At 69.0% G+C, this 1,017-nt stretch carries 1 protein-coding gene; it reads left to right on the plus strand.

The annotated features are described in order from the left end of the window. Positions 1–47 precede the first annotated feature (47 nt). Positions 48–1,017: DUF4226 domain-containing protein (locus BN4348_RS59005; RefSeq protein ID WP_160040678.1), on the plus strand; the 970-nt coding region annotated here is incomplete at its 3' end.

The following is a 1,017-nucleotide window of genomic DNA, read 5'->3' on the forward strand; positions in this document are numbered from 1 at the left end:
TGCCAGCGCCGCCGGCCGGGGCGCCGCCGTGGGGGCCCGCTCTGCCAGTGCCGAACGGCCCCAGCGGGTTACAGCAGGGCGTCGATCACGCCGGAACTACCTATCAGCAGGCCAGCGGCGCGCTCACCCAGACCGATGACAAGCTGGCCGGCTTGCTCAAACAAATTTTCGCCACCAACGACGACACTCGCTCCAAAATCGGCGCCATCATCAGCAGCATCGAGACGGCGCGGCGCGCGCTGACGTCTCACCCGCAAATGGCCAATGACCCGCATGCGATGGCGCTGTTTAATGAGTTCTTGGACGGTCAGCTCGCCCAAATTCAACAACTGCTCGACAGCTCCAAAGTGGACAGTAAGAAGCAGGCTGAGCTGCTTTCCGCGCTCGGTGATGAGTACCGCGACAGCGCCGGCGGAGGCCATTCGAAGGACCAGGGCAACGCAGGCATCGCCGGGGGTGGTGATGGGGGCGGTGCTGACACCAGCGGTGATGGCGGCGGCAGTGGCGGTGGTGACGGCGGGGCGGGCGGAACCGCTACAGGTGCCGGTCCGGGCGGGCTGACTGATCCGCTGGCTGGGCTGAGCGGGCTTGGCGGGGCGGGCCTGGGCGATCCGCTGTCGATGTTGGGCCCGGCGATGGCGGGGCTGGGGTCGATTCCTGGCGCGCTGGGCGGCGCTGCAGGATCCTTGCCGATGGACGCGCTGGGCGCGATGGGCCCGCTGGCGAGTGGTTTTGCCGGCCAGGGCGGGGGGGACGGATTTAAAGACAGCGACGGTCACGACCACGGCAAGTCCGACGATTTCGAAGACGGGTCGCACGGCAAGGGTGACGGCGATGGCGGCAAGAACGGCGCCGCGTCAGCCGGCAAGGACGGCACCGGCGATAAGAACGCGCCGACGCAGCCTGCGGGTACGACTCAACCGCAGCCGAGCACACCGCCGGCCCCGCCGGCTGCTGCGCCGGCCAGCGCGGGCGGTGACCCGAGCCGGGTGGTACAGATGCCCGATGGTTCTGCGG

Source organism: Mycobacterium interjectum, assembly GCF_900078675.2.
In the GTDB taxonomy this organism is placed as follows: Bacteria; Actinomycetota; Actinomycetes; order Mycobacteriales; family Mycobacteriaceae; genus Mycobacterium; species Mycobacterium interjectum.